Origin of the sequence: Brevibacterium sp. HMSC063G07, assembly GCF_001810665.1 — a bacterium.
In the GTDB taxonomy this organism is placed as follows: domain Bacteria; phylum Actinomycetota; class Actinomycetes; order Actinomycetales; family Brevibacteriaceae; genus Brevibacterium.
On the sequence record NZ_KV802321.1, the window covers coordinates 428,164 to 450,597 of the forward strand.

The 22,434-nt window shown below is 61.5% G+C and carries 22 protein-coding genes, 3 tRNA genes and 1 other RNA gene; 14 read left to right on the forward strand and 12 right to left on the reverse strand.

What is annotated here, in order from left to right; genetic code table 11:
- Positions 1–12: 12 nt before the first annotated feature.
- A complete protein-coding gene (gene map / locus HMPREF2757_RS01980) occupies positions 13–909 on the forward strand; it encodes a type I methionyl aminopeptidase (RefSeq protein ID WP_070572852.1) in 897 nt (298 codons plus the stop codon).
- A complete protein-coding gene (gene ppgK, locus HMPREF2757_RS01985) occupies positions 902–1,756 on the forward strand; it encodes a polyphosphate--glucose phosphotransferase (protein WP_256278246.1) in 855 nt (284 codons plus the stop codon). The genes map and ppgK overlap by 8 nt, the downstream gene beginning before the upstream one ends.
- 20 nt (positions 1,757–1,776) lie before the next feature.
- Here ppgK and rnpB read toward each other — a convergent pair.
- Positions 1,777–2,136, reverse strand: an RNA gene (gene rnpB / locus HMPREF2757_RS01990) — RNase P RNA component class A.
- A 42-nt stretch (positions 2,137–2,178) separates the two neighbouring features.
- Between rnpB and HMPREF2757_RS01995 the strand changes: the two genes are divergently transcribed.
- Positions 2,179–2,943 carry a YaaA family protein gene (locus HMPREF2757_RS01995; protein WP_070572854.1) on the forward strand — a complete coding sequence of 255 codons (765 nt, stop codon included), beginning with the start codon at positions 2,179–2,181 and terminating at the stop codon, positions 2,941–2,943.
- A gap of 48 nt (positions 2,944–2,991) precedes the next feature.
- On the opposite strand, the gene HMPREF2757_RS02000 is transcribed toward HMPREF2757_RS01995, so the two are convergent.
- A complete protein-coding gene (locus tag HMPREF2757_RS02000) occupies positions 2,992–3,699 on the reverse strand; it encodes a CT398-like coiled coil hairpin domain-containing protein (RefSeq protein WP_070572856.1) in 708 nt (235 codons plus the stop codon).
- Complete coding sequence (locus HMPREF2757_RS02005; protein ID WP_070572858.1) at positions 3,690–4,547, reverse strand: Nif3-like dinuclear metal center hexameric protein; 858 nt, start codon at positions 4,545–4,547, stop codon at positions 3,690–3,692. Before HMPREF2757_RS02005 ends, HMPREF2757_RS02000 begins: the two co-directional genes overlap by 10 nt.
- Before the next feature lie 83 nt (positions 4,548–4,630).
- Between HMPREF2757_RS02005 and HMPREF2757_RS02010 the strand changes: the two genes are divergently transcribed.
- A complete protein-coding gene (locus HMPREF2757_RS02010) occupies positions 4,631–6,160 on the forward strand; it encodes a fatty acyl-CoA synthetase (RefSeq protein WP_070572860.1) in 1,530 nt (509 codons plus the stop codon).
- Between the two features lie 113 nt (positions 6,161–6,273).
- Here the strand turns inward: HMPREF2757_RS02010 and HMPREF2757_RS02015 are convergent, their stop codons facing one another.
- The 4 genes from HMPREF2757_RS02015 to HMPREF2757_RS02030 all read right to left on the reverse strand — a co-directional run bounded on the left by HMPREF2757_RS02015 (position 6,274) and on the right by HMPREF2757_RS02030 (position 9,095).
- Positions 6,274–7,050 carry an amino acid ABC transporter ATP-binding protein gene (locus HMPREF2757_RS02015; RefSeq protein ID WP_305366932.1) on the reverse strand — a complete coding sequence of 259 codons (777 nt, stop codon included), beginning with the start codon at positions 7,048–7,050 and terminating at the stop codon, positions 6,274–6,276.
- Positions 7,040–8,017 carry an amino acid ABC transporter permease gene (locus HMPREF2757_RS02020; protein ID WP_070572862.1) on the reverse strand — a complete coding sequence of 326 codons (978 nt, stop codon included), beginning with the start codon at positions 8,015–8,017 and terminating at the stop codon, positions 7,040–7,042. Before HMPREF2757_RS02020 ends, HMPREF2757_RS02015 begins: the two co-directional genes overlap by 11 nt.
- A complete protein-coding gene (locus HMPREF2757_RS02025; protein WP_070572864.1) occupies positions 8,017–8,970 on the reverse strand; it encodes an ABC transporter substrate-binding protein in 954 nt (317 codons plus the stop codon). Before HMPREF2757_RS02025 ends, HMPREF2757_RS02020 begins: the two co-directional genes overlap by 1 nt.
- A gap of 51 nt (positions 8,971–9,021) precedes the next feature.
- Positions 9,022–9,095 (reverse strand) — tRNA-Pro (locus tag HMPREF2757_RS02030).
- A gap of 3 nt (positions 9,096–9,098) precedes the next feature.
- Here HMPREF2757_RS02030 and HMPREF2757_RS02035 point away from each other — a divergent pair.
- The 3 genes from HMPREF2757_RS02035 (at position 9,099) to HMPREF2757_RS02045 (ending at position 11,237) form a co-directional block, all read left to right on the forward strand.
- Positions 9,099–9,674, forward strand: coding sequence for a TetR family transcriptional regulator (locus tag HMPREF2757_RS02035; RefSeq protein WP_083304041.1), 576 nt, complete (start codon positions 9,099–9,101; stop codon positions 9,672–9,674).
- A gap of 20 nt (positions 9,675–9,694) precedes the next feature.
- Positions 9,695–9,771 (forward strand) — tRNA-Val (locus HMPREF2757_RS02040).
- 212 nt (positions 9,772–9,983) lie between these two features.
- Positions 9,984–11,237 (forward strand): Nramp family divalent metal transporter, encoded by a 1,254-nt coding sequence (locus HMPREF2757_RS02045; protein ID WP_070572866.1) that lies wholly within the window; start codon positions 9,984–9,986, stop codon positions 11,235–11,237.
- 54 nt (positions 11,238–11,291) lie between these two features.
- Here the strand turns inward: HMPREF2757_RS02045 and HMPREF2757_RS02050 are convergent, their stop codons facing one another.
- The 4 genes from HMPREF2757_RS02050 to HMPREF2757_RS02065 all read right to left on the reverse strand — a co-directional run bounded on the left by HMPREF2757_RS02050 (position 11,292) and on the right by HMPREF2757_RS02065 (position 13,586).
- Entirely contained in the window at positions 11,292–12,203 is a 912-nt protein-coding gene (locus HMPREF2757_RS02050) for an Fpg/Nei family DNA glycosylase (protein WP_070572868.1), read from the reverse strand.
- The gene (locus HMPREF2757_RS02055; protein ID WP_070572869.1) at positions 12,196–12,591 is read right to left on the reverse strand and encodes an HIT family protein; all 396 of its coding nucleotides are present in this window, start codon (positions 12,589–12,591) and stop codon (positions 12,196–12,198) included. The genes HMPREF2757_RS02050 and HMPREF2757_RS02055 overlap by 8 nt, the downstream gene beginning before the upstream one ends.
- Before the next feature lie 66 nt (positions 12,592–12,657).
- Complete coding sequence (locus HMPREF2757_RS02060; RefSeq protein WP_070572871.1) at positions 12,658–13,146, reverse strand: redoxin domain-containing protein; 489 nt, start codon at positions 13,144–13,146, stop codon at positions 12,658–12,660.
- The gene (locus tag HMPREF2757_RS02065; RefSeq protein ID WP_070572873.1) at positions 13,146–13,586 is read right to left on the reverse strand and encodes a DUF3052 domain-containing protein; all 441 of its coding nucleotides are present in this window, start codon (positions 13,584–13,586) and stop codon (positions 13,146–13,148) included. Before HMPREF2757_RS02065 ends, HMPREF2757_RS02060 begins: the two co-directional genes overlap by 1 nt.
- Before the next feature lie 197 nt (positions 13,587–13,783).
- Between HMPREF2757_RS02065 and aceE the strand changes: the two genes are divergently transcribed.
- The 6 genes from aceE to fabF all read left to right on the forward strand — a co-directional run bounded on the left by aceE (position 13,784) and on the right by fabF (position 21,540).
- Complete coding sequence (aceE, locus tag HMPREF2757_RS02070; RefSeq protein ID WP_070572875.1) at positions 13,784–16,543, forward strand: pyruvate dehydrogenase (acetyl-transferring), homodimeric type; 2,760 nt, start codon at positions 13,784–13,786, stop codon at positions 16,541–16,543.
- A 120-nt stretch (positions 16,544–16,663) separates the two neighbouring features.
- Complete coding sequence (locus tag HMPREF2757_RS02075; protein WP_226829157.1) at positions 16,664–17,872, forward strand: PucR family transcriptional regulator; 1,209 nt, start codon at positions 16,664–16,666, stop codon at positions 17,870–17,872.
- A gap of 53 nt (positions 17,873–17,925) precedes the next feature.
- Entirely contained in the window at positions 17,926–18,837 is a 912-nt protein-coding gene (locus HMPREF2757_RS02080; RefSeq protein WP_070572879.1) for an ACP S-malonyltransferase, read from the forward strand.
- Between the two features lie 7 nt (positions 18,838–18,844).
- Positions 18,845–19,852, forward strand: a complete 1,008-nt coding sequence (locus HMPREF2757_RS02085) for a beta-ketoacyl-ACP synthase III (protein WP_070572881.1) — start codon at positions 18,845–18,847, stop codon at positions 19,850–19,852.
- A gap of 117 nt (positions 19,853–19,969) precedes the next feature.
- Complete coding sequence (locus HMPREF2757_RS02090) at positions 19,970–20,221, forward strand: acyl carrier protein (RefSeq protein ID WP_019175348.1); 252 nt, start codon at positions 19,970–19,972, stop codon at positions 20,219–20,221.
- Positions 20,222–20,286: 65 nt separating this feature from the next.
- Positions 20,287–21,540, forward strand: a complete 1,254-nt coding sequence (gene fabF / locus HMPREF2757_RS02095) for a beta-ketoacyl-ACP synthase II (RefSeq protein WP_070572883.1) — start codon at positions 20,287–20,289, stop codon at positions 21,538–21,540.
- A gap of 111 nt (positions 21,541–21,651) precedes the next feature.
- On the opposite strand, the gene HMPREF2757_RS02100 is transcribed toward fabF, so the two are convergent.
- Positions 21,652–21,725, reverse strand: a tRNA-Ile gene (locus tag HMPREF2757_RS02100).
- A gap of 137 nt (positions 21,726–21,862) precedes the next feature.
- Between HMPREF2757_RS02100 and HMPREF2757_RS02105 the strand changes: the two genes are divergently transcribed.
- Entirely contained in the window at positions 21,863–22,360 is a 498-nt protein-coding gene (locus HMPREF2757_RS02105; RefSeq protein WP_070572885.1) for a DUF3145 domain-containing protein, read from the forward strand.
- The last annotated feature ends 74 nt before the right edge of the window (positions 22,361–22,434 follow it).

The following is a 22,434-nucleotide window of genomic DNA, read 5'->3' on the forward strand; positions in this document are numbered from 1 at the left end:
AATGATGTCATCATGACGAATTCTGCGCCCCTTGGAACTCTCACAAAAGGAACCGTAGCGCCCATGCGCGCCGTTCCGCCTCACATTGAACGTCCCGAATACGTTGGAAAAGCCGAACCGAACGAGGGCAACGGCAGCAACTTCTACACGGCCGAAGAAATCGAGCTCGTACGCGAATCCGGTCGCATCGCGGCCAATGCGATGGCCGAGGGCGGCAAACTCGTTGAGCCCGGCCGCACAACTGACGAAATCGACGTCGTGGTTCACGAATACCTTCTGGACCACGGCGCCTACCCGTCGACTCTTGACTACAGGGGCTTCACCAAGTCGGTGTGCACCTCGATCAATGAGGTCATCTGCCACGGCATCCCCGACACCACCGTGATTCAAGACGGTGACATTGTGAACCTCGATGTCACCGCGTACAAGAACGGCATGCACGGCGACACGAATTTCACCTTTGTGGCCGGCAACGTCGACGAAGAGTCTCGCCTGTTGGTCGAAAGAACCCACGAATCGCTCATGCGCGGCATAAAAACCGTCAAACCCGGACGGTCGCTCAACATCATCGGCCGCGTCATTGAGAAATACGCCAAGCGATTCGGCTACGGAGTTGTCCGGGACTACACCGGCCACGGCGTCGGACGCGAATTCCACTCCGGGCTCATCATCCCCCACTACGACGCCGCGCCGAACTACGCGGACGAAATCCAGCCGGGCATGATCTTCACGATCGAGCCGATGCTCAACCTGGGCACCATCAATTGGGAACAGTGGGATGACGGCTGGACGATCGTGACAGCCGATCGTCGCCGCTCCGCACAGTTCGAACACACTCTCGTGGTCACCGAAGACGGCGCGGAAATCCTCACGCTCCCCGATGTCGAACTCGTGGCCGGCCGTGACTGACCGCGGCGAGCTGCACGATTCGGCTGGAGCACGCTCCTGTGCTTTGGGCATTGACATCGGCGGCTCGTCGATCAAGGCGGGACTGGTCGACCTCGAACGCGGGCGAGTCATCGGCGAACGTGTCGTCGTGCCGACGCCACAGCCCGCCACCCCAGAAGCCCTCACGAATGCAGTCTGCGGTGCGGCAGCCGAAGTGCTGACAGAGAGTCCCGTCGGCGCCTCGGCAGCCGAATCTGCGGACGAGGCGTCGACGACACTCCCTGTCCCGGTCGGCATCGCGTTCCCCGGGGTAGTCAAGAGGGGTCTTGTCACGTTCGCTTTCAACCTCGATGATTCGTGGTTGGGCACGAACATCGAGCAGACCATGGGCGCTGCTCTCGGTCGGCCGTGTGTGTTTCTCAACGACGCGGACGCAGCCGGCATTGCCGAAATGACCTTCGGCGCTGGCCGAGGCTGGCACGACCGGACCGTCATGATGCTGACCCTGGGCACTGGCATTGGAACCGCGCTGTTCACGCGCGGCAGGCTGGTGCCGTTTACCGAACTGGGCCACGTTGAGATAGGCGGCGAAGATGCGGAGCTGAGCGCCTCTGCCAGTGCCAAAGTGCGGCTCGGCCTGGACTATCCCACGTGGGCGGCCAAGCTCAGCCGCTACTGCAGGGAAATCGAAAAGCTCATCAACCCGGATGCATTTGTCTTCGGCGGAGGCATTTCGCAGGATCATGCCGACTGGCTGCACCTGCTCGATATCAGCACGCCCGCTGCCCCGGCGAAGATGCAAAATGATGCCGGAATCATCGGCGCGGCAGTGCACGGTGCTTCTGTCCCCACCGGCGCGCAGCGCTGACAGCAGGCGAAAACCGTGGTGGGGACAGGCCACCGATAAGCCGGGTTCTGTTCTCAGGCCGAAGCCTGAGCGACGGTCATCTGTCTAGGACCTGCATTGCTGCAGGCCTCAAGCAATCCACCCGACGGCACGACGAGCAGCCGTGTGGCCGTCTGCACGATCTTGCTCCCGGTGGGGTTTACCCAGCGGCCCGCGTCACCGCGGGCCCTGGTGGTCTCTTACACCACCTTTTCACCCTTACCAGCAGGCTGGCGGTTTAGCTTTCTGCGGCACTTTCCCGCGGGTTTCCCCGGGTGGCTGTTAGCCACCACCGTGCTCTGCGGAGCCCGGACTTTCCTCGGCCGGACACGCGGTCCGAACGCGACCGTCTGGTGGCCTGTCCTCGGCCAAGTGTATATGTGCGGGCTTTTAGAATGAGCATCATGTTCATTCTTCTGCCGCCGTCCGAAGGCAAAACACCGGCGCAAGACGGAGCGCCTCTCGACCTGTCGTCTCTGTCGCTGCCGGAACTCAATGAAACGAGGCGTGAGGTGCTTGCCGAGCTGCAGAAGGTCAGCGCCGCGCCGGATGCACTGGAGCAGTTGGGCGTCGGTGAACGGATTGCCGGTGAAGTCGCCCGCAATATCGACCTCGATACTGAGCCTGCCGCGCACGCGCTGACGGTCTACACCGGCGTCCTGTTCGAAGCCCTCGATGTTCCTTCTGTTCTGCAGGCTCCGCGCGAAAAGGTCGAGCGAGTGTTCATTGCGTCGGCTCTCTTCGGCATTGTCGGCGCGCTCGATCGGATCCCCGCTTACCGTCTGTCGATGAAGACCTCACTGGGCGATCTGGGTCCGCTGGCGAAACTGTGGAAGCAGGCTCTGCAGGAACCTCTCGCCGAGCACTTCGGCGATGCGCCGGTCCTCGACTGTCGTTCGGGCGACTATCGCAGGCCCTGGCCCGGCATCCCGGAGAACACGGTTGCTGTCAATGTCGTCAAGGAGACAGCCGGACAGCGCAAAGTCGTGTCGCACTGGGCTAAGCACACGCGCGGCCTGGTGGCGGCGCACCTTCTGCAGCGCCGCGGCCCGCTGCCGACGTCGCCCGAAGCCATTGCGGAAGCTGTTGCAGAACGGTTCGAAGTCGAGTTTGGGCCCTCAAGCGGAAAACAGTCTGCGGTCCTCACTGTTGTTCTGCCTGACGCCTGACCGCAGCAACGGGACAGCGCACCGGCCTATCGCTGGCAGCCCGTTCGATCAGGCCTGAACGACAAGGCTCTCGCAGTCTTCGCACTGAAACGCCCAGGTGCGCTTCGCGTTGCGGACTGCATCCGCCTGCACACCGGAAAGCGCGGCCCCGCACGCTCCGCAGGCGCCCGCCGCCAGCACTCCGATGCCGGAAGAGCGGATAATCGAGGCTGCTCCGGCGGGAAGCTCAGAAAGCTTCGCCTGAATCTGTTCGACCAGCTGGGCGTGTTCACCGTCCAGACGGGCAGCTTCTTCTTGTCGGCGCTGCCCCTCGGCTTTTCCCTCCGACGCGATTTCCTCAGCACGCCTACGCAGCTGTTCCAGCTGGGCCTCGGCCGATTCAGCACTCTCGAGAGCTTGCAGTTCCCTGTCTTCCGCCTGGCCGACAGCAGCGCGCACAGATTCGATGTCTGCCTGCAGCGCCACGAGATCCCGGCTTGTGAGTCCTACCCCGGCATTGAGCTTGCTCTCCATGCTCTCAGCCTTCGTCCGACCGTCGGCGGCTTGTGCTCCGGCCGCGCGGGCTTCCTTCTGGTGACTTTCAATTTCGGCGCGCACGTCTTTGGCTTGTGCGGCAAGGGTGCGGTGGTCCTCTGCCAGTTCCTGCAGACGTGCCACGCGCTCTTTCTGCTGCGCCGCGGCGCGATTGCGGCGAATCTGCGCGCTCAGCGACGCATACTCCAGCGCGGCCGCGTGCTGCTGTTCAGTCAGTTCCACTGCCACTCCTCTGAATCAGGAAGAACGACCGCGCTCCACGGGTCCGAACAGACATCTGACACTGTCACCGTGACGCTGTGGCCGCCGGAGCGCAGGGCTTCGTCGAGCTGTTCGGCAGCGCGTGGAATCCACGCCGACTCCGCTGAGTAGTGGGAAATGTCGATGAGGTGTTCGAGAGGGCCGCCGCGAGCACCCGTATCGAGGGCTTCCGATGCGGGGTGATGACGCAGATCCGATGTGACGTAGAGCTGAGCCCCCGCCTTTCGCGCAGCACCGAACATCGAGTCGCCGGCCCCTCCGAGAACGGCAATGCGGGTGACTTCAGCACTGGGGTCACCGCCGATGGCGATACCCCGGACAGACAGATCAACTCCCTGAGCTAAGCGCACGGCGATGTCTTCAACGCTGGTCGGCTCAACGGTCCCGACCCGGCCCAGGCCTACCCCCTCGTCGGCTTCCGGGTGCTGGACAAGCGGTTGGACTTCCTGCAGCTGGAGGATGTCGGCCAGAACGTCGGATACGCCGCCGAGCACGGAGTCTGCGTTCGTGTGCGCGTTGAACTGTGCGATGCCAGACCGGATCAGAGTATGAACAGCACCTCCTTTTAAGGTGTCGGCGGCAACTGAGGTCACGCCGCGAAGCAGCAGCGGATGGTGCGTGAAGAGGAAGTCCGCGCCGAGTTCAACCGCTTCTGCGATGACGTCGTCAGATGGATCCAGGGCGCAGTGAACGTGGGTCACGGCAGATTCAGGATCACCTACTGCCAAGCCAACGGAATCCCAGTCCTCGGCGAGGTTTTTCGGCCACAGCTGTTCACAGACGCCCATTACGTCGCGCACATTCGTCATGTCTTCAAACTAACGCATCAACGGGGAATATAAGACAGCGCCCGAAAATTGAATGATCGTTTGAACTGTGCCACGATTCTGCTATGACACAACTCACAGAAGAGAATCGCTCCACCATCGGAGATATCGTCAAGCGCAGCGCTGCGCGCACTCCCGGAGCCACCGCCATCGTCTTCCAGGACCGGACTTGGACCTACAGTCAGCTCGACCAGGCAGTGACGAATATCGCCCGACTGTTCACCGAACGGGGCCTGGAAAAGGGCGACCGCGTTGCCGCCTACAGCAAAAACTCTGACATTTTCGCCATTGTGTTCTTAGCCTGTGCTCGCGCAGGACTCATCCACGTGCCCGTCAACTATCAGCTGACGAAGGACGAACTCGACTACATCCTGTCAGACTCGGACCCCAAGCTGGTTTTGGCCGAAGAAGCCCTGATGCCGTTCATTGAGGAAACTGAAGCCGGCCAGAAGCGTGAGCGCATGCTCATGGAAGACCTCGTGGAACCGGCCCTCAAAGTCGACGGCCCGGCCCGCGACGGCGAATTCTCTCCCGTCGACACCGATCGTGTGCAGCTGCTCTACACCTCGGGAACCACCTCGTCGCCCAAGGGTGCCGTGATGACGCACCGCAGCCTCATGCACCAGTACCTGTCCGCACTGACGTCTCTGGATTTCACAAGCTCGGACCGCTTTGTCCACGCCCTGCCGCTGTACCACTCGGCTCAGATGCACGTGCTGCTCATTCCCGCCCTCATGCGCGGCGCATACAGCATCATCGTGCCCACCCCGGTTCCGCAGGAGCTTCTCGAACTCATCGAAAAGGAGCGCATCACCGCGTTCTTCGCTGCTCCGACCGTGTGGGTTGCGCTGACCAACAACCCGAGCTTCACCACGCGCGACCTTTCGTCGCTCAAGAAGGCCTACTACGGGGCATCCATCATGCCCGGCCCGATTGTTGAGCGCCTGCAGAAGCAGCTGCCGGAACTCGGCCTCTACAACTGCTTCGGACAGTCCGAAATGGGACCGCTGTGCACCGTGCTGCGCCCCGAAGAGCACGCAGACCGTCCGGCATCGGCCGGCCGCCCAGCGCTGTTCGTCGAAACCAGGATTGTCGACCTCGACGGCAACGACGTCGAGGTCGGACAGCGCGGAGAAATCCTCTACCGCTCCCCACAGCTGGCCGAAGGCTACTGGAACAAGCCGGAGAAGACCGCCGAAGCGTTCGTTGACGGCTGGTTCCATTCCGGAGACCTTGTGGTCGCCGACGAAGAGGGCTACATCACGGTTGTTGACCGCGTGAAGGACGTCATCAACACCGGCGGTGTTCTTGTGGCAAGCCGCGAAGTTGAAGACGCCATCTTCGCCATGGACGGTGTGGAAGAAGTCTCGGTGGTCGGCATGCCCGACGAAAAGTGGATCGAGGCCATCACCGCCTACGTCGTGCTCACCGACGCCGGCCGCGAAAGTCTGACCGAAGACGCTGTCATCGAGCACGTCAAGGGCAAGCTCGCAGGGTTCAAAGTCCCCAAGGCTGTGCACTTCGTAGACGCCCTGCCGAAGAACTCGGCGGGCAAGATTCTCAAGCGCTCACTGCGCGAAGGCTCGCAGGCCTGATCTGAGGCGACAAGCGGGGGTGCCCCTGATTGGGTCACCCCCGCTTTCTGTATGCGGCTTTCTGTCTGCCGCCGCGCTTTCGGATTCCGGATCAGCGCGCCGAAGACGGCAGACTACGCGTGGCGGACGCGCTCGATGAACGCGCGGACCCGGTCGCTGTCGGCATTGTCCAAGAGCGCTTCCGGCGCTCCTTTTTCAACGACGACTCCCTGGTCGAAGAACGCCAACGTGTCGCCGACCTCTCGAGCAAAGCCGAGCTCATGCGTGACCACGACCATAGTCATACCCTCCAGTGCGAGCCGCTGCATGGTCGAGAGCACCTCGTCAACGAGCTCCGGGTCCAGTGCACTGGTCGGTTCGTCAAAGAGCATGAGCGCGGGATCCATCGCGAGGCTGCGCGCAATCGCAACCCGCTGCTGCTGACCACCCGAGAGCTGGTGTGGCTTCTTGTGGCGATGCTGCGCAAGTCCAACACGTTCAAGTTCCTCAATTGCCCGCTTTTCGGCCTTCGACTTAGAAAGCCCCTTGACGTGGCGCATGCTGAGCATGACGTTTTCTTCTGCATCAAGGTGTCCGTACAGGTTGAATCGCTGAAACACCATGCCGATGTGCTGTCGGAACTGCGCGTAGCGCCTGTCGGACCAGCGCAGGTAGTCTTCGCCGCGCCGGCTGAAGCCCACCTGCTCCCCCATCACTGTAAGACTGCCGGAATCAACCGACTCCAAACCGTTGAGGGTGCGCAGAAACGTCGACTTTCCAGAACCAGAAGGTCCGATGATGCAGGCGACTTCGCCCGATCGAACCTGGAAATCCACGCCCCGCAGAACCTCGTGTTCGCCGTAGGACTTCTTGACACCCTCCGCATGGACGATGACGTCTTCAGCTGGCACGGTCGGCTCCTTCCGCTGTGCGGCGCACTGCCTGCGAACTGGGGCTGCTCTCGGAAGAAGAGCGGCTCATCCGCCCGACAAGATTCTGCGCCCACGTAGCACCCCGGGTGCTGCGCACGCGATCCTTGCCGAACCGCTTCTCCAGCAGACTCTGGAGGAAGGTGGCTATCGCGGTCATAATCATGTACCAGATGCTCACCACAATGAGCAGTTCGATGATGAGGTTGTTCTGCTTGTAGATGATTGCCGCATTTGTCATGAGGTCGTGTCCGGCGACGATCATCACCAGTGAAGTGGTTTTGAGCATCGAGATGAACTCATTGGCCGTCGGCGGAATGATGATCCGCAGGGCTTGGGGCAGGACCACTAAGCGCATGGTCTGACGGCGTGTAAGTCCGCCGGCAAGTGCTGCCTCGGTCTGCCCGACATCCACTGCCTGAATGCCCGCCCGCACGGTTTCAGCGAAATACGCCGCCATATTGAGGCCAAGCCCGAGGATTGCGGCTTCGGTTGGGCCTATAAGCGCATTGGTTTCCCAGAACACGCCGATCATGGTGAACGGGATCTTGACAATCAGGTACGGCAGCAGAAAAGCCAGATTGAACCAGAAGACCAGCTGCACAAGAACCGGCGTTCCGCGGAAGATCCACAGATAGACCTCGGAAATGGCCCGCAGCACCGGGTTGTGGGACAGCTTCATAATGGCCAGCAGCACGCCCAGGACGAGGCCCACCAGCGTAGCGATGACAGAAATCCAGAGCGTATTGGCAATCCCGCTGAGGATTGTCGAATAGAAGAAGTAGTGGGCAACTTCAGACCAGAGGATTCTTTCGTTGAAGACGAACAGCGACAGCACCCACACCACGAACAGGATGGCGAGAGCCCCCACAGAAATCCTGCCCCACGGGACAGGCGCAATGATTCTGCACTGTGTGCCGTCCGCGTCGACAAATGGCTCTGTGCGCATCAGTCGTCACCGCCGATCGTGTGCTCCTCCAAGTTGACTGTGACCTTATCCACAGCCATGCGCTCGACGTCCCACGCCTTGAGGATCTCCCCGTAGGTGCCGTCTTCTATCAGCTCGCTCAGCGCCCCGTAGATGGGGTCAACCAGCTCTGTGCGGGAATTGTCGATGCCGATGCCCCACACGGCTTCGTCGCCGTCGATCGGCACGACTGCCATCTTGTTCTTCTTATCGGCTGCCCGGTATGCAGCGACTGGAAAATCAGTAACCGTGGCAGTGGCCCGTCGGCTTTGAACAGCGAGGTTGGCGTTGTTGTCGTCTTCGAAGCTGAGGATCTTATAGGGCTGTTCCCCGTCGTCTTCGCACTTCTTGGAGAACTCTTTGGCCTTTTCGAACGATGATCCGTTGGCGACCAGGGCCACCGATTTGCCGCAGAGGTCATCGGGACGGGCAATCCCTTCGGGGTTTCCTTCGTAGACGAGGAAAGCGTTTCCGGCTTGGACGTAGTCGACGAAGGTTGTGGTCTTGCGGCGCTCTTCGTTGTCTGTTGTCGAACTGATCATCACGTCATAGCGCTTGGAGATCAAGCCGGGGATGAGCGATGCGAACTCCTGGTTCTCCAAAGACATCGGCACACCGAGCTTCTTTGATACTGCGTGCGCTATCGCCGGATCGACCCCGATGATTTCAGAGTTATCGGATGTCCACAGTTCCATGGGCGGATAGCCGACGGACGTAGCCCATTTCAGACCGCGCTGGCGAACATCGTCAGGAAGCAGGGCTTTGAGCTCAGCGTCTTCTTGGATCGAATCGAGGGCGTCTTTTGCTTTTTCTTCTTCCGGCACCGATGTTTCAGAGACTGTGCCCTGCACATCTTCAAGTTCAGACAGGGGGCGGGCACCGCATGCGGTGAGCGTCAAGACAGCGGCGGCAGCGAGTACTGCGGTCCACTTCATTGTGGTTGCCTTCCTCTAAAGCAAAAGTCCTCGGATGGACCCGAGGACTCGTCGGGATAGCGGGATTTGAACCCACGACCTCCTCGTCCCGAACGAGGCGCGCTACCAAACTGCGCCATATCCCGTGAATGGCAACGGGGACAACTATAGCCCACCGCGGACTGATTGCGAAATCCGGCTTCCGACCTGCCATGATTGACTCCATGAGCCTGTCTGTTCACCGCATTGCCGATGCTGCGGTAGCCATCCTCACCGACTACGGCATGGGTGACCTTTCTATGCGCAGATTGGCTCGCGACCTGGGTGTCGGCCCATCCGCATTGTACTGGCACGTGAAGAACAAGCAGGAGATCTTCGTCCTTGTAGCCCGGCGCATCGCCGCTGAAGTGGATGAGGCTATTGGATACGGCGAAGGCATGACTGGGGCTGACATTCTGCTGCGTATGCACGATGTCCTGCTGCGCTACCGCGACGGTGCGGACATCTTTTCGCTCGCCTACGCTCATTCGGGTGGCCCTGTCCTGCCCGCTGCGGTGCGCGCCCAGATTTCCGACGAGGCGGAGCGTCACTGCTCGGTGGTGCTCACCTGCGCGGCAGTCGCGTTTGAACAGAATCGAGCCCTGTTTGACTCCACTGCTGGACCAGCTGACAGCAGAGCCGCTCTTGCCAGCACGCTGAGCCGAATTGGCAGGATCGCCGACTGACTGTATTCTTATCACGGTTAGGGCCTATAGCTCAGTTGGCTAGAGCATCTCGTTTACACCGAGAGGGTCGGGGGTTCGAGTCCCTCTGGGCCCACCAAGTCCCGGGACATCGTTCACTCGATGTCCCGGGATTTTTGCGTTCGGGCTCCGGGCCGGAGAGCCCGTCCGTCATATGCTGCGAGCTCGTTCATTCCCGCTAAGGCACTCAGGCGATACACAGGAAAACATCCCCGCGACTGTCGTTTCACTCACTATCGTTGTGCTGACGGTCACATAATCGGGGAAACTCCCCGGCCTAGAGGAGCTCGCGTGAACCCCTCTTCACCAAACACAGCAGAAAAGAAGCGCCAGGGATCACTGTTTGGTCCCGGACTTATCATTGCGGCCTCGTTCATCGGCCCCGGCACGATCACGACCGCTATCGTAACCGGCGCAGACTACGGCTTCACACTGGCATGGTCTGTTGTCTTCTCGATCATCGCCACTCTCGTCCTGCAGGAAATGGCGGTCAGACTCGGCATCGGCGCGGGCCTCGGCCTCGGTGAGGCCATACGCCGCGCGCTTGACAATCCCATTCTGCGCACGCTCATGATCATCCTCGTGGTAGCCGCGATCGGCATCGGCGGTGCGGCCTACGCCGGGGGCGACACGACGGGAACATCGTTAGCCGTATCGGCGGTCGCACCCATCGACATGAGAATCATCGTCGCGCTCATAGTCGTCGCGATCTTCAGTCTGCTCATCACCGGCAGCTACAAAACCATCGAGCGTGTGCTCATGGTCATGGTCGGCATCCTCACAATCCTGTTCGTCATCACCGCCTTCGTTGTGCAGCCTCCAGTCGGCGAGATCTTCAAAGGGATCTTCGCACCATCGATGCCGCCGGGATCTGCGCTGACAGCAATCGCGCTGATCGGCACGACAGTCGTCCCATACAATGTCTTCCTCCACGCAAGCCTCGTGCAGGAAAACTGGGAGGGTGTGCCGAAGACGCAGGCTATGAAGGAAGCTCGTCTCGACACCGCCGCCTCGATCTCACTTGGCGGACTCATCACACTGGCGGTCATGGCGACGTCTTTCGGCGCACTTTTCCTGCACGGTATGAGCGCCGAAACTGCGGAAGACCTCTCCACATCGCTTCAACCGCTGCTGGGAGATGCCTCGACATGGGTGTTCGCACTCGGACTGTTCGCGGCGGGCTTCACCTCCGCTCTTGCCGGCCCACTCGGCGCGGCCTATGCAATCACCGGAATACTCGGCAAAAGCACCGACATGAAGAGCCCGCTGTTTCGCGGGATATGGATTTCAGTCCTCGCCGTCGGGGCGATCATTGCCCTGACCGGCATCGAGCCGATTCAGCTCATCGTCATAGCTCAGGCTGCCAACGGCCTGCTTCTGCCGATCATTGCGATCTTCCTGCTCGTTACGATGAACAGCAAAAAGGTAGTAGGTGATAACGCCAACGGCCTCTGGGCCAATGTCTTCGGCGGTGCCATCACTCTGGTCGTCATAGGGCTCGGCTGCTACCAATTGGCCGACCTCCTCGGTCTCCTGCCGTCATAGACAGCCTGCGGCGTGAGGCGGAGGCGAGCCCAGCATATGCCGGACTCGCCTTCGTCACTTCTGGCATTCGGGGCACCAGTACAGTTTGCGCCCTTCCATTTCCGTCATCGCCACAGGATTTCTGCACACGCGACACGGCAGGCCCGTGCGCCCATACACAAAATGGCGGAACTCACTGTCTTCTGCTGCCCGCTGACGGCTTGCGCCCCGCAGACGCGTGCGGGTGAGCATAACTCCTGTTTCGACTCCCACGGGCAGCAGCCGCACCCAATCGCGCCACAGCGCGGAAACTTCGCCATCGGTCAACTCGGTTCCCGGTTTGAACGGACTGAGCCCGGCACGGAACAGCATTTCGGCTCTGTACACATTGCCGATGCCTGCGACAACAGACTGATCCATGAGCAGACTGCCGATCGGACGGCGCCTGCGCACATTCTCAGCAAATCTGCGACCGCCGCGAGCATTTCCGTCGACCAGCGGATCAGGACCGAGTGCCGCCAGCTGAGCTTCCACCTCGTGAGGGGTGAGGACCTCACACACCATAGGGCCGCGCAGGTCAGCGCACACGCCCTCGGTCAGCAGGCGCAGACGCACCTGCCCCACCGGTTCCGGCGGCCAAACCGATTCGAGTTCCTCTGCCTTCTCGACCTCACCGGCGCGCACCCGACGAGGCGCCCCAAGCGATCCGGCATACTCCCCCGTCTGCCCAGCGCGTTCGGGCATTCCGGCAGCGTAGAGAAAATCCCAGGCGCCGTAGATGCCCAGGTGGACCCGCACCGTGCGCTCGCCCTCGAACGGAAGGAACAGGTGCTTGCCGACGGCATAGCACTCCCCCAGCTCACTGCCGCTGATGAGCGCGGCACCGTCAGAAAAGCGCTCCTGGGGTGATGAGGCGGTCACCGCGCGCCCGGCGAAATCAGCGTTGAACCGGCGGGCAATGCGGTGAATCGAATGGCCTTCAGGCAAGCTCGGCCTTGATCTTCTCCGCAGCTGCTGCGATGTCTTCGGCCTCAGTCGATCCGCGGGTGTTTTCCAGACGGAAGTCCTCAACCGAGTTCGTGGGCCACACGTGGATATGCACGTGGGGCACTTCATATCCCTGAATCAAGACCCCAATGCGCTCACAGGAGAACGCCTTCTTCTGTGCCCGCCCGATCTTCTGAGCGACCGACATGAGATGAGCTGTGAGGTCTTCAGGCAGGTCGAGCCAGTGGTCAATCTCTTCACGCGGGATGACGAGCACGTGCCCATCGGTCAGCGGACTGATGTCCATAAAAGCTGCGCAGCGGTCGTCTTGATAGACGAACGCGCCGGGAATCTCTCCGTCGAGGATCTTAGTGAAGATGGACGCCATAACCCCTCCTTGGGAAGAACGACAGGTCACTCCCACCCTAACTGCTCACACGGCAGCGAAGGAGGCTCAGAAGCTCCCAGAGCGATTAAGGAAGCGAGTGAAGTCGCGCTTGCTTCCAGCCAAGGAGTGCTCCGTGTCGACCACAACACCCGACCCGTCCAGAAGGAAGGTCAGGCGCTGCGCAAAGCCGCGCCGCTCATCGAAAGCGCCAAAGGCCTTTGAGGCAGCACCGTGGGGCCAGAAGTCAGACAGAAGGACAAACGGCAGCCGGAGGTCCTGCGCCCACGCGGCCAGAGTGTACTTCGGATCGCATGACACCGCGGCTACCTCTGTGCCGCCGGCCAGCAGATCATCGTACAGCTGCGCAAGCTGCTCCATTTCGGCAGTGCAGACGGGTGAATACGCAAAGGGAAAGAACACCGCAAGGATCTGCTCGGCACCGGCACGCAGCCTGCATTCGCCAAAAGACAGTGCTTCACCGAAGTGGGAAGGCAGACAAAGTGAAGGTGCCGCCGCACCCACCTGGGGTCCGACGGCACCGGTTTCCAAAGTCATCAGTCGAAGTTCTTTTTGCTCATCAGGCACACGGCCGACCAATCAGCCGCCGCACGAACCGTCTTCGTCACGTGCATACCGGCAACGGGCGCGGCATCGTTGATGTCGACCGGATCAATGTGCCCGGGGCGGCCGGCCTTCGGGGTCAGAAGCCACACAACACCGCCGTCCTTCAAAGTTGTCTGAGCGTCGACGATGCCGTCGGTCAGGTCGTCGTCATCGCTGCGCCACCACATGACGATCACGTCGAAAACATCGTCGACGTCGCCGTCAATCATCTCTTCGCCGGTTACTGCCGCGATGTCATCGCGCAGCTGGAAATCGACGTCGTCGTCAAAGCCGATCTCCTGAACATACTGGCCGCTCGACAGAGACAGGGGGTTTGCCGCCTGCGCTGCCTGCGCGGAATCGAGCGTCCTTCCTGAGGGAGTTGTACTCATGGCTTTATTCTCACCAGAAAAGCCGCGTTTCGCCAATCACAGGGCCGATACTCCGGGAAATACATAGAATTTGGCCGGTTCGGACAATCAGCGGCCGACAGGGTGGACCATTTCACACCCAGTTCGGCGACACCCAGGCCCGAAGTGCAATAGCCTAGACACATATCCGAAGTCCCTTAAACGCGAGAGGAATTGCTTTGGACAACAAGAACAAGGGCCCCATCCTCAATGGTCTCCCCGCGAATGTCCCCGACATCGACCCGCAGGAGACCCAGGACTGGATCGACTCCCTTGACGCGCTGGTCGAAGAGGCCGGCACCGCCCGCGCACGCTACATCATGCTCAACCTCATCCAGCGTGCGCGCCAGCAGCGAATCGGCGTCCCCAGCCTCACAGCCACCGACTACGTCAACACCATCGGCGCTGAAGACGAACCGTGGTTCCCGGGTGACGAAGAAGTAGAACGCCGCTATCGCAGGTGGATCCGCTGGAACGCCGCCGTGCAGGTCCAGCGTGCACAGCGCGAGGGCATTGGAGTCGGCGGCCACATTTCGACCTACGCTTCGGCCGCAACTCTCTACGAGGTCGGGCTCAACCACTTCTTCCGCGGCAAGGATCACCCCGGCGGCGGCGACCACATCTTCTACCAGGGCCACGCGTCACCGGGCATGTATGCACGCGCCTTCCTCGAGGGCCGCCTCAACGCTGAACAGATGGACGGCTTCCGCCAGCAGTCCTCCCACTACGTCAACGGCAAACCCTTCGGGCTGCCCTCCTACCCGCACCCGCGCCAGATGCCCGACTTCTGGGAGCACCCGACGGTGTCCATGGGCATCGGCCCCCAGGCCGCCATCTCTCAGGCACAGTTTGACCGTTACCTGCACAACCGCGGCATCAAGGACACCAGCCAGCAGCACACCTGGGCCTTCCTCGGCGACGGTGAAATGGACGAACCGGAAGCACGCGGCATGCTCCAGTACGCCGCCTACGAAGAGCTCGACAACCTGACTTTCGTCATCAACTGCAACCTGCAGCGCCTCGACGGTCCGGTCCGCGGCAACGGCAAGATCATCCAGGAACTCGAATCCTGGTTCCGAGGTGCCGGCTGGAACGTCATCAAGGTCATCTGGGGCCGCGAGTGGGACCCGCTGCTGGCCAAAGACCGCGACGGCGCTCTCGTCAACCTGATGAACGCCACTCCCGACGGCGACTACCAGACGTACAAGGGCGAGTCCGGCGGCTTCGTCCGCGACAACTTCTTCGGACGAGACCCGCGCACGAAGGCCATGGTCGAGCACTACACCGACCAGCAGATCTGGAACCTCAAGCGCGGCGGCCACGACTACCGCAAGGTGTACGCGGCCTACAAGGCTGCACTTGAGCACACCGGTCAGCCGACCGTCATCCTCGTCAAGACCGTCAAGGGCTATTCGCTCGGGCCGCACTTCGAGGCCCGCAACGCAACCCACCAGATGAAGACGATGGCGCTGGAAGACCTCAAAGCAGCCCGCGACCACTTCTCCATCCCGATCTCCGACAAGCAGCTCGAAGAGAATCCAGAGCTCCCGCCGTACTACCACCCCGGCGACGACGCTCCGGAAATCAAATACCTGCTCGACCGACGTCATGAACTCGGCGGCTTCACTCCCGAACGCCGCTCGAAGTACGTCGACATCAAACTTCCCGACGACAAGGCCTTCGAACCGGGCATGCGCGGTTCAGGCAAGCAGGAGATCGCCACAACCATGGCGTTCGTCCGCATTCTCAAGGACCTCATGCGGGACAAGGAGTTCGGCAAGCGGGTTGTGCCCATCATCCCGGACGAAGCCCGCACCTTCGGCATGGACTCCTTCTTCCCAACGAAGAAGATCTACAACCCGCACGGCCAGAACTATATTTCTGTCGACCGTGACCTGTTCCTGTCCTACAAGGAAGCAAGCGACGGTCAGCTGCTGCACATGGGCATCAACGAGTCCGGTTCGACAACCGCGCTGACCGCTGCGGGCACCAGCTACGCCACGCACGGCGAGCCGATGATTCCGTTCTACATCTTCTACTCGATGTTCGGCTTCCAGCGTTCGGGAGACCAGTTCTGGGCGGCCAGCGACCAGATGACGCGCGGATTCATTCTGGGGGCCACGGCCGGACGCACCACCCTGACCGGCGAGGGTCTGCAGCACGGGGACGGCCACTCCCACGTTCTGTCCTCGACCTTCCCTTCGATCGTGTCCTACGACCCGGCCTACGCCTACGAAATCGCAACCATCGTTCGCGACGGCCTGCACCGGATGTACGATCCCGAAGATCCGCGCCAGGACCCGGACGTCATGTACTACATCACCATGTACAACGAGCCGATGGTCCAGCCGAAGGCACCGGAGAACCTCGACACTGACGGCATCATCAAGGGCCTCTACAAGCTCAAAGACGGCAATAAGACGGACGGCCCGAAGGTTCAGCTCATGGCCTCCGGTGTTGGTGTTCCGTGGATCCTCGAAGCCCAGGAAATCCTCGAGAAAGACTGGGGCGTCAGTGCTGATGTGTGGTCTGTCACCTCGTGGCAGGAACTGCGCCGCGACGGTCTGACCGCTGACGATGCCCGTCTGCTCGACCCGCAGGCAGAGCCCCGGGTCCCCTACGTCACGCAGAGGCTGCTGGACTCCCAGGGACCGGTCATCGCCACGAGCGACTTCACCCGGACTGTTCCGGACATGATCCGCCAGTACGTGCCGAACCACTTCACGAGCCTCGGCGCGGACGGCTACGCCATCTCCGACACTCGTCCAGCCGCTCGCCGCTACTTCCTCATCGACGCTCATTCCGTTGTCGTTCAGGCTCTCATCAGCCTGGCCGACACCGGCGAGATCGACATGTCGAAGGCGGCGGAGGCTGCGAAGAAGTACGGTCTTGACGATCCCCGGAAGGGCCTATCCGGCACTGCCGGCGGAGACGCATGACGAATACAGTCGCCCGGCGGTGATTCGGCCGCACATAGAAGGGGGTCGGGGTGCTCACCCTGGCCCCCTTTTGTTTTCCCGATACAAGGTTTTTGTTATTCAACCGCTATGGTTGGTCTCATGCCCGACCATGACAAGCCCAGCGCGAAGAACGCTGCTCGCGCTGACACCATCCGCCGCCTCGAGGCTGGTCAGCGCACACTGTCGAACCTGACCCTCAAGCGCATTGAAGGGCGCCTGCGCTGGTTCTCACAGCTGTCCTCTGCCGACAAGGGCTGGGTGGTTGTGCTGGCGAACTCGGGAATTTCGTCGTTTATCGAGTGGTACCGAAACCCCACCCGCCACCTTCGGGTGATCAACGACATCTTCAAATCTGCACCTAAGGAGCTTGTCCGTTCTGTTTCACTGCAGCAGACGCTGCAGCTTCTGCGCGTTGTCGTCGAAGTAGTCGAGGAGCGGGTGAGCGACCTTGCCCGCGCCGGCGAACAGGCTGAGCTTCGCGAGGCGGTGCTCATCTATTCACGCGAGATCGCCTTCGCTGCCGCCGATATCTATGCACGAGCAGCTGAGGCCAGGGGCAGCTGGGACGCCCGACTCGAGGCGATGGTCATCGACGCGCTTGTGCGGGGCGACTCCGTAGACGAACTTGCCAGTCGAACAGCTGCCTACGGCTGGGACTCGGAGGGCTCAATTCGCGTGATCATGGGGCGGGCACCCCGTCGCAAAGACCGCGCATCTATAGAGCAAGTGCGCTCAACAGCTAAGAAGTGGGCAGAAGACGCGCTTGTCGGCATCCACTCCGACCGCCTTCTCATTGTGCTCGGCGGAGTATCTGACGTCGAAGCAGCCGCTGAGGACCTTTCGCCGTTCTTCGGTCCGTCCGACATTGTCATCGGCCCGGAGGTCAGTTCCTTCGCACAGGCTGGGATAAGCGCTTCCGCCGCCGTGTGGGGTCTGCGCACCGCGCGCGCCCGACCCGACACCCCGCGCCCGGTCTTTGCTGACGATCTTCTTCCCGAACGGGCCATAGCCGGTGACCGCAGCGCAGTCGATGCCCTCGTGTCCTCCTACTACGAACCCCTGGCCACCGGCTCTGGTCAGCTTCTGGCCACTGCCGCCGCCTACCTCGAATACGGCGGCGCGCTGGAAACGACCGCACGCGCCCTCGACGTCCATCCGAACACCGTGCGCTATCGACTCAAGAAACTTACCGAGGCCCTTGGGATAGATCCGACCGAGGCGCGCTCAGGGTTCGTCATTCGGATCGCTTTGGTATACGGCCACCTGCACAGCGCAGGACAGTTGTACACCTACGACAATTCACGCTGAGGTTTCAGCCAAATACACTATCGTCGTTGCGCAGTCGAGAAAGTTGGAGAGCTTTGCTAGTAGTTGCCTGCCCGGGTCAGGGCGCCCAGAAGTCCGGATTCCTCACGCCTTTTATTGAGATCGACAGCTTCAAGCAGACGATCGCCAGCGCGTCCGAAGCGGTGGGCCTTGACCTCATCGCCCACGGCACCACATCGGATGACGAAACCATCAAGGACACCGCCATTGCGCAGCCTCTGCTTGTCGCGTCCGCAATCGCGTCGGCCCGAGAGGTGCTCGGCGAAACCGCCCCCAGCTACTACGCCGGCCACTCGGTGGGCGAAGTCGGGGCTGCCGCGCTCGCTGGGGTCCTCACCGACGCTGATGCCATGAACTTCGTCGGCGTTCGCTCCCGTGGCATGGCCCAGGCTTCAAAGGCCGTGCCCACCGGCATGGCCGCCGTCATCGGCGGAGTACAGGACGATGTTCTCAACGCCATTGAAGCTGCCGGCCTGCAGCCGGCCAACGTCAACGGCGGTGGGCAGATCGTCGCCGCCGGCGCTCTTGAGAACATCGGCAAGCTCAAAGACAACCCTCCGGAGCGCACGCGGGTCATCCCGCTGCAGGTGGCCGGGGCCTTCCATACGGACTTCATGGCCTCGGCACAGCCCGAACTGCAGGAACTGGCCGACTCGCTCAACCCGAACGATCCGACCGTGTCAATTCTGTCCAACCGCGACGGACTCCCCGTTGAGAACGGCCGTGACTACGTACAGTCACTGGTCAATCAGGTCACCTCGCCGGTCCGCTGGGACCTGTGTCAGTCGACTCTCGTGGAAGCCGGGGTCACCGGACTGCTCGAGCTGCTGCCCGGCGGCACGCTGGCCGGGATCGCCCGCCGCGGCATGAAGGGTGTGGAAACCTTCGCGCTCACATCGGCCGATCAGCTGGACGAAGCACGCGCTTTCGTCGCCTCCCACGCCTAAGAAAGGGATGAACGTGGCAACTCTCAAGACCGCGACCTCGCAGGGATTCTCCCGCATCGCCGGCATCGGCGCCGGGCGCTCAAACGTTGTTGTGCACAACAACGACATCGTCGGGCCCATCAATTCATCTGATGAATGGATCCAACAGCGCACTGGGATCATCACGCGACGCCGGGCAGACAAAGACACCAGCCTCATCGACATGTGCCTGGAGGCGTCCAAGGAGGCAATCGCGAACGCCGGGCTGAAGCCGGAGGAAATCGGCGCGATCATCATCGCAACAGTGACCTTCCCCTATCCGACGCCGTCAGCCGCGGCCAAACTGGCCGCCGAACTGGGCACCGGACCGATACCCGCCTGGGACATTTCGGCAGCCTGCGCCGGATACTGCTACGCCATCGCGCAGGCCGACGCTGTCGTGCGCTCGGGCATGGCCGACAATGTCCTCGTTGTCGGCGCCGAGAAGCTCTCCGACTGGATCGATCCGACAGACAGGTCGATTTCCTTCATCCTCGGAGACGGGGCAGGTGCCGCGGTCGTGCAGTCGTCCGACACGCCCGGCATTTCACAGTCTGTTATCGGGTCGAACCCCCAGAAGTGGGACACGATCAGAATGCACGCGTCGTTCTTCGACTACCGCGACAACCCCGAAGTCGGTTTCCCCACCCTGCGCCAGGACGGACCGTCGGTTTTCCGCTGGGCCGTCTACGACATGGTCGAAATAGCAAAGCAGGCGCTCGACGCAGCCGGCGTTAAGGCTTCCGACCTTGCCGCATTCGTCCCGCACCAGGCGAACATGCGGATCATCGACAACCTCGCACAGCAGCTGGGCGTTCCCGATTCCGTCGTGATCGGCCGAGACATCGCAGAAAACGGAAACACATCGGCGGCATCCATTCCGCTGGCAACCCACCGCCTGCTGAAGGAGAATCCGGAGCTGTCCGGCGGCCTATGCCTGCAGATCGGCTTCGGCGCCGGTCTGGTCTACGGCGCACAGGTCGTTCAGCTCCCCTGATTGACTTGGAGGACGCTGAGTCACACGACACGGCTCGCCTCCTGACGTAATATCGATTCGGGCATTCGTCGAATCAATGTCACACGACTGTAAGCAGTCAAAGAGAAAGAGGAAACTATGGCTAACACCGAAGCAGAAGTCCTTGCAGGACTCGCAGAAATCGTCAACGAAGAAACCGGCCTCGCTGTCGACGCTGTTGAACCGCAGAAGTCGTTCACCGATGACCTCGACATCGACTCGATTTCGATGATGACCATCGTCGTCAACGCAGAAAAGAAGTTCGACGTCAAGATCCCCGACGACGACGTCAAGGACCTCGAAACCGTCCAGAACGCTGTTGACTACATCGTGAAGGCTCAGCAGGCCTGATCTCCCTAAGCCGCCGGGCTTACACGAGCCCGGCGGCTTACCCCAAGATTCGACGAGGTAACCACATGACTTCCACAGTTGTCGTCACCGGCATCGGCGCTGTCTCCCCGTTGGGCGGCACCGCTGAAGAAACATGGGAATCAGCTCTCGCTGGCACCTCCGGTGTCAAAGCACTCGACAACGACTGGCAGGACAAGTACGACATCCCTGTCAACTTCGCAGCTGCCGTTGACCCGGCAGTTGTCGAAGACAAACTCACACGGGTGCAGGCCAAGCGCCTCGACCCTTCCAGCCAGTTCGCACTGATCTCCGCCAAAGAGGCAATGGATGACGCCGGCTTTAGCGAAGAAGGAGCCGAAGTCGATGCTGATCGGCTCGCCGTTTCGTGGGCCACGGGCATCGGAGGCGTCTGGAGCCTGCTCAATGGCTGGGACACCCTGCGCGAAGAAGGCTCCCGCCGCGTTATGCCTTTGACCGTCCCCATGCTCATGCCCAACGGCCCCGCGGCCGCCATCGGCATGGAGTACCACGCTCACGCGGGCGTGCAGACGGTCGTATCTGCCTGTGCTTCATCTACCGAGAGCATCGGCCACGCCTTTGACGTGCTCAGGTCCGGCCGTGCGGACGTTGTGATTGCGGGCGGTTCTGAAAGCGCTATTCACCCGTTCACGATGTCTGCCTTCTCATCGATGCGCGCCCTTTCACGCCGCACCGATTCGCCCGAAACCGCTTCGCGCCCCTATGACGTCGACCGCGACGGCTTCGTCATGGGCGAAGGCGCCGGTGCTCTGGTATTGGAAACCAAAGAACACGCCGAAGCTCGGGGAGCAAAGATCTATGCAGAGCTCGGCGGCTGGGGCGTCACCAACGATGCTCACCACATCACCGCTAACGAGCCCGAAGGCAAATACGCCCTGCGCGCCATGCGCCAGGCTCTTGAATGTGCAGGACTCCAGCCCGAGGCGGTCAAGCACATCAACGCCCACGCAACGTCGACCCCGGTCGGCGATGTGCCGGAATCGCTGGCAATCAACGCTCTGCTCGGCGAACACACGCACGATGCTCTCGTGACTGGCACGAAGTCCATGACGGGACACCTGCTGGGCGGCGCGGGCGCCGTAGAAGCGATCTTCACGGTTCTCGCCCTGCACAATCGCATGGCGCCGCCGACGATCAACATCGAAAACGTCGACCCGAAGATCGACCTCAACATCGTCCGCGACACGCCGGCCAAACTTCCTGACGGGCCGATTGCCGCACTGTCAAACTCGTTCGGCTTCGGCGGCCACAACGCCGTCGTCGTATTCAAGAGCGTCTGACTTTCAGCTGCAGAAAGCTTCGGGGTGGGTATCGCTGCGATACCCACCCCGAAGCTTTTGGCCATCAGCCCTGCTGTTGAGCTGCACAGTGATGGGCCATGTGAATGAGAGTCCCCCCGGCCGGACTTGAACCGGCGACCAAGGGATTATGAGTCCCCTGCTCTAACCAGCTGAGCTACAGGGGGTCAGAACATGGTCAGCATAGCAGTGCGCGCACTGTGGCGGTATTTCTCTTCTGCGCGTTTTGCACTATTATGGCTGAGAACCTCTTTGGTGTTTCGATTCGTGGGGAAGACGTTTTCGGAACGATCAAGGAGGCAAAGTGAATAACACCCAGGGCGTACTGTTCGTCCACTCCGCACCGCGTGCGCTGTGCCCTCATATTGAATGGGCTGCAGGCGGTGCGATTGGTGCCCAAGCCAAGTTCGATTGGTCGCCGCAGCCGGCGGCGCCTGGTTTGCTGCGCGCTGAGGTCTGCTGGGCTGCACCGGCAGGCTCCGGCGCGAAGATTGCGTCTGCCCTCAAGGGGTGGGCCAATGTTCGCTACGAAGTTACCGAGGAAGCATCCCCGGGCTTCGACGGCGCACGTTGGAGCCACACCCCTGATCTCGGCATTTTTCATGCCCTGACAGACGTCCACGGCAACATCGTCGTAGGCGAAGACATCATTCGCGCTGTCATGGCCCGTTCCGGAGGCGATTCCGAGCGCATGCAGGCAGAAATGTCTCTTGCGCTGGGTCAGGCGTGGGACGACGAACTCGAAGCCTTCCGGCTGGCCGGCGAAGGCGCCCCTGTGCGCTGGCTGTCCCGCGCCGTCTGAGGTCTGCGCTCACCCGAGCACTCTGCCGTCTGACTCCATCGGTTCTGCCTCTTGGCCGATGGGGTCAGACGGCC

Excerpts from the sequence above, each read along its gene's own strand:
- map (WP_070572852.1), top strand. The coding sequence starts at position 13 with ATGACGAATTCTGCGCCCCTTGGAACTCTCACAAAAGGAACCGTAGCG.
- HMPREF2757_RS01995 (WP_070572854.1), top strand. The coding sequence starts at position 2,179 with ATGTTCATTCTTCTGCCGCCGTCCGAAGGCAAAACACCGGCGCAAGAC.
- HMPREF2757_RS02005 (WP_070572858.1), bottom strand. The coding sequence starts at position 4,547 with ATGACGAATGTGCGCGACGTAATGGGCGTCTGTGAACAGCTGTGGCCG.
- HMPREF2757_RS02010 (WP_070572860.1), top strand. The coding sequence starts at position 4,631 with ATGACACAACTCACAGAAGAGAATCGCTCCACCATCGGAGATATCGTC.
- HMPREF2757_RS02020 (WP_070572862.1), bottom strand. The coding sequence starts at position 8,017 with ATGCGCACAGAGCCATTTGTCGACGCGGACGGCACACAGTGCAGAATC.
- HMPREF2757_RS02025 (WP_070572864.1), bottom strand. The coding sequence starts at position 8,970 with ATGAAGTGGACCGCAGTACTCGCTGCCGCCGCTGTCTTGACGCTCACC.
- HMPREF2757_RS02035 (WP_083304041.1), top strand. The coding sequence starts at position 9,099 with ATGGCAACGGGGACAACTATAGCCCACCGCGGACTGATTGCGAAATCC.
- HMPREF2757_RS02055 (WP_070572869.1), bottom strand. The coding sequence starts at position 12,591 with ATGGCGTCCATCTTCACTAAGATCCTCGACGGAGAGATTCCCGGCGCG.
- HMPREF2757_RS02060 (WP_070572871.1), bottom strand. The coding sequence starts at position 13,146 with ATGACTTTGGAAACCGGTGCCGTCGGACCCCAGGTGGGTGCGGCGGCA.
- HMPREF2757_RS02065 (WP_070572873.1), bottom strand. The coding sequence starts at position 13,586 with ATGAGTACAACTCCCTCAGGAAGGACGCTCGATTCCGCGCAGGCAGCG.
- HMPREF2757_RS02075 (WP_226829157.1), top strand. The coding sequence starts at position 16,664 with ATGCCCGACCATGACAAGCCCAGCGCGAAGAACGCTGCTCGCGCTGAC.
- HMPREF2757_RS02085 (WP_070572881.1), top strand. The coding sequence starts at position 18,845 with ATGAACGTGGCAACTCTCAAGACCGCGACCTCGCAGGGATTCTCCCGC.
- HMPREF2757_RS02090 (WP_019175348.1), top strand. The coding sequence starts at position 19,970 with ATGGCTAACACCGAAGCAGAAGTCCTTGCAGGACTCGCAGAAATCGTC.
- fabF (WP_070572883.1), top strand. The coding sequence starts at position 20,287 with ATGACTTCCACAGTTGTCGTCACCGGCATCGGCGCTGTCTCCCCGTTG.